Raw genomic sequence first — 6,222 nt, forward strand, 5'->3', positions numbered from 1 at the left:
CGAGCTCACCCCTCCCGGCGCAGCACCTCGGCCCAGGTGGTGGGGTGGCGCCCGAGCAGGTGGGTCAGCACCGTGGCGCTGCCGGCCAGGCCGCGGCGGTCATAGGCCGCGAACATCGCCAGCAGGTCCTCGCGCGCCTGCGCGGGAAGCTCCCGGCCGGGTCCGGCCGCCCACGCCGCCGGGTCGGTGCCGACGGCCCGCACCGGGTGCCCGAGCACCGCGGAGGCCTCCGCGGCGAGGCCGCGCACCGACGTCAGGTCGCCGGCCAGCTCGTAGGTGGCCCGCTCGTGGCCCGGCCGGGTCAGCACCGTGGCGGCCACCTGCGCGACGTCCTCGAGGTCGACGAACGTGAACGGCGCATCCGGGGAGTAGGGCACCGCCAGGCTCCCCTGCCGGGCGGACGGGAGCAGGTTCTGCAGGTATGCCGCGGGCTGCAGGACCGTCCACGAGGGCACCACCACGCGCACCACCTCCTCGGCGTCGGCCTTGCGCAGGTGGTGCGGCATGGAGCGGTCGTGCGGGTGCAGCACGGAGTGCAGGACCAGGCGGGTCACCCCGGCGGCGACCGCGGCCGTGGCCACGCGGCGCGCGATCCCGACCTCGTCGGGGTGGACGTTGGGGGCCAGGTGGTAGACGGCGTCCACGCCGGACACGGCTGCCCCGAGCCCCTTGCCGGAGGCCAGGTCGGCGACGGCGACCTCGGCGGCACCGGCACGCAGGACGTCCGGTCGTCGGGCGCCGGTGCGCACCAGTGCCCGGACCGTCACGCCGCGGGCGGCCAGCGCCCGGCTGACCGCCAGACCGGTCTTGCCGGCTGCGCCCACCACGAGCACGCGTGGGCTGGTGTCGCTGTTCGTGTCGGGGTCGGCGGGCTGGAGGTGCGGGCGCGGCATACCGGCCATCCAAGGCGGCGCGGGCACACCGGTCGTCGGCAGAACCTGCCAACGCGGGCCGGCTTCGCTCAGCGGCGGTCGGCCCAGCGGCGGCGCGGCTGGCGCTCCAGCACGCGGTCGAGCGCCTGGGCCAGGGTCAGCCCGGCGAGCTCCTCGCGCCGGACCGCGCCGGTGGCCAGCGCCCAGATCACCGGGCGCAACGCGCTCAGCTCGGCCTCGTCGCGGTGCCGGATCGCGGCGGCGACCCGGGCCAGCAGGGGCATCGTGTGGCGGTCGGCGTGGGCCATGCGACTCAGCTCGCCCGGGCGGTGCCGTCTGCGTCGGCGTCCGGCGCGGGGCCCGGCGGTCGTCCGGTCACCGGGCGGCGCTCGTCGAGCAGGTGCAGGTGCGGCGTGCGCTCGGCGATGAGGGCGCGCACCTGGGCCTCGCTGCGGCCACTGACCTCGGCCACGGTCACCAGGCCCGCCGACAGGCAGGCGGCCACCATCCGCACGAGGTGGTCACGATCGGGGTGCTGCTGGGCATGACGCCCCCTCAGGGGCGTGCCGTCGGACGGGATCACTGCTCTCCTCACACGACGTTCCCCCGCCGGTGTATCCCGGGACCATAGTCCCTCCCGGCCGCCCGGCGGTAGGGGTCCGCGCCGCGAATCCGCGCAGGTCACCTGCCTGACGCGGAACCGGGACCAGCGGATCGGCCGTCGGCGGCACTGCGCCCCTAGGGTGGTCGCATGTCCTCACTGGAGCTGTGGCGGGAGCGGGGCGCCGCGCTGGGGCCGCGTGCGGCCAAGCGGTCGCGGGAGTCGCTGCAACGGCGGACCGAGCGGCTGCGCTCACGCTTCTTCTTCATCGTGCAGTGCGCTCTCGCCGCCGCGTTCGCCTGGTGGGCCGCGCGGGTGGTCCTGCACCACCAGACCCCGTTCTTCGCCCCGGTCACGGCGATGATCTGCCTGGGCCTGACCTTCGGCCAGCGGCTGCGCCGGGTGGTCGAGGTGACCGCCGGCGTGGCCATCGGCGTCTTCTTCGGCGACGTCTTCGTCCACTTCTTCGGCTCCGGCGTCTGGCAGATCGCCGTGGTCGTCATCATCGCGATGTCCGCGGCCGTGCTGCTCGGGGCCGGGCTGCTCATCGTGACCCAGGCCGGGGTGCAGTCGGTCGTGGTCATGACCCTGCTGGCCCAGCCGGGGGCGGCGTTCTCCCGCTGGCTCGACGCTGTGCTGGGCGGGGCGATCGCCCTGCTGGCCGCCACCATCGCCCCGGCTGCGCCCTTGCGCCGCCCCCGCCAGCAGGCCGCGAAGGTGGTCACCGAGATCGCGCTCATCCTCGGCGAGACCGCCCAGGCCCTGCGCGACGGCAACAGCGAGCTCGCCGGTGCCACGCTCGAACGTGCCCGCCGCTCCGAGAGCGCGCTCGACGAGCTGCGCTCCCTTTCCGCCGAGGGGATCGCCGTGGTGCGGCTGTCGCCGTTCCGCCGCCGGCACCTGCCCGCAGTGCAGGCCATCGCCGACCTGCTGGAACCGCTCGACCGGGCGATCCGCAACGTGCGGGTGCTGGTGCGCCGAGCCGCCGTGGCGGTGTGGCGCACCGAGGAGGTGCCGCCGGCATACGTCGACCTCATCGAGGCGCTGGCGACCGTGACGCAACGCATCTCCGACGAACTGGAGGAGCGCCGGCTGCCCGAGGGGGCGCGCGCCGACCTGTCGCGGCTGGGCCGGGCCAGCGCGCAGGTCGCGCCGCACCCGACCCTGTCGGCCGAGGTGATCCGTGCGCAGGTGCGCTCGACCGTCGTCGACCTGCTCATGCTGACCGGGCTGACGTACACCGAGGCACGGGCCCGGGTGCCGGTGTCGGTCGACGCGCTCGAGGACGACTTCGTCGAGAGCGAGCACTGAAGTCGCAGGCGAGCGCTGACCGACCCAGCCAGGCTGCGAGACTGGCGGCGATGTCCACCACGACCACCTCCACCGCGTCGACGCGGACCCTTGCCCCCGTCTGGCTGATGGCGCTGGCGCTCGTCGCCGTCGCGGCCAACCTGCGCACCTCCATCGCCAGCGTCCCGCCGCTGGCCCGAACCATCGCCGAGGACCTGGACCTGTCCAACGCCTGGATGGGCGCCCTGACGACGCTGCCCGTGCTGTGCATGGGGCTCTTCGCCCCGGTGGCCCAGCGGCTCGGGGCACGGATCGGCGCGGCGCTGTCGGTCGAGCTGGCCGTCGTCTGCGTCGGGCTCGGGACGCTGTGCCGGCTGGCGGGATCGCAGGTGTGGGCGCTCTACCTCGGCACGTTCGTCGCCGGGGTGGGTATCGCCATCGGGGGCACCCTGCTCCCCCGGCTGGTCAAGGCACTGTTCCCACCCCAGCGGGCAGGCCTGGTCACCGGGCTCTACATGTTCGCCATGATGGGCGGCGCGGCCGCGTCGTCGGCCCTGGCCGTGCCGCTGCAGGGGTGGCTCGGCAGCTGGCAGGCCTCGCTGGCCTCCTGGAGCGTCATCGCGCTGGTCGGCACGCTGGCCTGGGCACCGGTCGCGGCCCGGGCGGCCCGGCACCGGTCCGCGAACCCGCCCGTGGACGAGGGTGGCCACGGGCTGCCGTGGCGGCACCCGACGGCCTGGCTGGTCGCGGGCTACCTCACCGTGCAGTCGTTCGAGTTCTACAGCTGCCTGGCGTGGATCGCGCCGTCGTACGTCGACCGCGGCTGGTCGCCCGGCACAGCCGGCTACCTGCTGTCGGTGTTCAGCGCCGCCCAGCTCGTCTCGGGGCTTGTCGCCCCCGCGCTGACCGACCGGATCCACGACCACCGCGCGCTGCTGATGCCGGCCGCCGTCCTCGGTCTCCTCGGCCTGCTGGGTCTGCTGCTCGCGCCGGAGTCGGGGGCGTGGGTGTGGGTCACCCTGCTCGGCCTCGGGCAGGGCGCGGCGTTCGCCCTCGGCCTGGTACTGCTCGTGGACTACTCGGCCACACCGGCGGGCAGCGGCCGGCTGGCCGCCATGGCCTTCTTCGTCAGCTACACGGTCGCCTCGTTCGGGCCGGCGTCGATGGGCGCGGTGCGCGACCTGACGCACGGGTTCCACGCGACGTGGCTGGTGCTCGCGACCCTGATGGTGGTGCAGGCCGGCCTGGTCCTGCTCATGCGGCCAGGGCGCGCCCGCACCCCCTGATCCGGCGTCAGCCGGTGTGGTCAGCCGGTGTGGTCGGTCGGTGTCGTCAGTGGGTGTCGTCAGCCGGTGTCGTCAGTCGGCGTCGAACCGGGCGCCATGCACCTGCACCAGCGCCGAGAGCCGGCCGGCCTCCGCCTGGCCGAACGCCCCGTCGGCCTTCTGGATCGCCATGACCGCAACGGTGTCGGTGTCGTCGAGGTCGAGGCTGACCCACGGCGCTCCCCCGCCGAACTGCACCCGCACGATCTGTGCCCACTCCAGGCGGCGGGTCAGGACCAGGTTGCGCACGGTCAGGCCCTCACGCGTGGGCACCGCCCGGATCGTGGCGTAGCGCCACATGAGGAACGCCACCGCGAACCCGGTGCCCACGAGCAGCATCCGGTCGCCGAAGCCCCACCCGCCATAGAGCACGTCCTTGCCGGGCAACGAGATCGCGCCGATGGTGAAGATCAGCACCGACAGGACGGCGGCCACGAGCGCGACCCGCCGTCCGCGGCGGGGACGGAACACGGCATACGGGTCGGCCTTGGGTTGATCCACGCTGGTGCCCGTCAGAGCCGGCAGGCGGCGATGTCGGTGACCAGGATCGCGCGGGCGCCGAGCTCGTAGAGCTCGTCCATCACCCGGTTGGTCAGGTGCCGCGGGACCATCGAGCGCACGGCGACGTAACCCTTGTCGTGCAGCGGCGACACGGTCGGCGACTCCAGGCCGGGGGTGAGTGCGCAGGCCTGTTCGACCAGCTCGACGCGCACGTCGTAGTCCATCATCACGTAGCTGCGGGCGGTGAGGACGCCCTGCAGCCGGCGGCACAGCACGTCGACCGCCGGCTGGGCAGAACCGTTGTGCTCACGCGTGATCAGCACCGCCTCGCTGCGCAGGATCGGCTCGCCGAAGGTCTCCAGCCCCTGGTTGCGCAGCGTGGTGCCGGTCTCGACGACGTCGGCGATGACGTCGGCGACACCGAGGGTGATGGCGGTCTCGACGGCGCCGTCGAGGCGCACGACCTGCGCACCGACCCCGTGGTCGGCGAGGTGGCTCTGGACCAGGCCGGCGTAGCTGGTCGCCACACGCTTGCCGTCGATGTCCTGGACGCTGCTGGCCACCCCGGGCCTGGCGGCGAACCGGAACGTGGACGCGGCGAACCCGAGCGCCATCACCTCGACCGCCGGGCTGCCGGAGTCGAGCAGCAGGTCGCGTCCGGTGATGCCGACGTCGAGGGTGCCGGAGCCGACGTAGACCGCGATGTCGCGCGGGCGCAGGAAGAAGAACTCGACGTCGTTGGCGGCGTCGGTGAGGACGAGCTCCTTGGAGTCACGCCGGCCGCGGTAGCCCGCCTCGCGGAGCATGTCGGCGGCGGACTCGGACAGGGACCCTTTGTTGGGGACGGCGATACGAAGCATGGGAGGCCTTTTCGGGTGCAGCGGCGCGCCGTGAGCGCGGCCGGTCAGAGGTGGGAGTAGACGTCGTCGAGCGTGATCTTGGAGGCGACCATGAGCACCTGCAGGTGGTAGAGGAGCTGGCTGATCTCCTCGGCAGTGCGCTCATGGCCCTCATGCTCGGCGGCCATCCACACCTCGGCGGCCTCCTCGACGATCTTCTTGCCAATCGCATGGACGCCGGCGTCCAACGCGGCAACGGTGCCCGAGCCCTCGGGGCGCGTGGCAGCCTTGTCGGTCAGCTCGGCATACAACTGGTCGAAGGTCTTCACGGGGCACAAGGGTACGTGCCGTCGCGTGCCCGCCGTCCGCCGCGTCCACGCCGCTGCTCCCGCGCCCTCGCCCCCACGTGGTGCTCGGTATGCCGTGTCGCCCACCTCCCAGCGCCCCGGGCTGCATTGCGCGCTGCCGCAAGTCGTTGACCACGGACCTCCGGGCATGCCGCCGGCCCGGCCGGTTCCGGGCCGGGTGCGGTGCGGGCACGTCAGGTGTGCCAGGTGACCCCGGTCGCGGTCACGGTGGCGGTCCAGCCGCGCTGGTGGACGATCGTGTGGTGCCGCCCGCAGAGCAAGGCGGCGTTGCCGACGTAGGTGGGGCCGCCGTTGGCCCAGTGGATGACGTGGTGCCCGTCGCACCACCAGGGCGGGGCGTGGCAGCCCGGGATGGTGCAGCCGCCGTCGCGGAGCCAGAGGTACCTCAGCTGGGCCGGGGAGAACAACCTTCTCTGGCGGCCGAGA

At 73.8% G+C, this 6,222-nt stretch carries 9 protein-coding genes; 2 read left to right on the forward strand and 7 right to left on the reverse strand.

Features of this window, described 5'->3' with window-relative positions; genetic code table 11:
* Window positions 1-5 precede the first annotated feature (5 nt).
* From ACXVGS_RS12640 to ACXVGS_RS12650, 3 genes are all read right to left on the reverse strand, one after another.
* Window positions 6-893: an NmrA family NAD(P)-binding protein gene (locus ACXVGS_RS12640; protein ID WP_458537011.1), complete on the reverse strand. Its 888-nt coding sequence runs from the start codon at window positions 891-893 to the stop codon at window positions 6-8.
* A 68-nt stretch (window positions 894-961) separates the two neighbouring features.
* Complete coding sequence (locus tag ACXVGS_RS12645; RefSeq protein WP_458530787.1) at window positions 962-1,180, reverse strand: hypothetical protein; 219 nt, start codon at window positions 1,178-1,180, stop codon at window positions 962-964.
* A gap of 5 nt (window positions 1,181-1,185) precedes the next feature.
* Window positions 1,186-1,455: a hypothetical protein gene (locus tag ACXVGS_RS12650; RefSeq protein ID WP_458530786.1), complete on the reverse strand. Its 270-nt coding sequence runs from the start codon at window positions 1,453-1,455 to the stop codon at window positions 1,186-1,188.
* Between the two features lie 168 nt (window positions 1,456-1,623).
* Between ACXVGS_RS12650 and ACXVGS_RS12655 the strand changes: the two genes are divergently transcribed.
* Window positions 1,624-2,784, forward strand: a complete 1,161-nt coding sequence (locus tag ACXVGS_RS12655) for an FUSC family protein (RefSeq protein WP_458530785.1) — start codon at window positions 1,624-1,626, stop codon at window positions 2,782-2,784.
* 50 nt (window positions 2,785-2,834) lie between these two features.
* Entirely contained in the window at window positions 2,835-4,049 is a 1,215-nt protein-coding gene (locus ACXVGS_RS12660) for an MFS transporter (RefSeq protein WP_458530784.1), read from the forward strand.
* Between the two features lie 72 nt (window positions 4,050-4,121).
* Here the strand turns inward: ACXVGS_RS12660 and ACXVGS_RS12665 are convergent, their stop codons facing one another.
* The 4 genes from ACXVGS_RS12665 to ACXVGS_RS12680 form a co-directional block, all read right to left on the reverse strand.
* A complete protein-coding gene (locus tag ACXVGS_RS12665) occupies window positions 4,122-4,589 on the reverse strand; it encodes a PH domain-containing protein (protein ID WP_458530783.1) in 468 nt (155 codons plus the stop codon).
* An 11-nt stretch (window positions 4,590-4,600) separates the two neighbouring features.
* Window positions 4,601-5,449, reverse strand: coding sequence for an ATP phosphoribosyltransferase (gene hisG, locus ACXVGS_RS12670; RefSeq protein ID WP_141788586.1), 849 nt, complete (start codon window positions 5,447-5,449; stop codon window positions 4,601-4,603).
* Window positions 5,450-5,493: 44 nt separating this feature from the next.
* Complete coding sequence (locus ACXVGS_RS12675; RefSeq protein WP_331109596.1) at window positions 5,494-5,757, reverse strand: phosphoribosyl-ATP diphosphatase; 264 nt, start codon at window positions 5,755-5,757, stop codon at window positions 5,494-5,496.
* Window positions 5,758-5,969: 212 nt separating this feature from the next.
* Window positions 5,970-6,222, reverse strand: a 253-nt coding sequence (locus ACXVGS_RS12680; RefSeq protein WP_458537012.1) for an HNH endonuclease signature motif containing protein, incomplete at its 5' end; no start/stop codon positions are given.

The organism is Oryzihumus sp. (assembly GCF_054325275.1).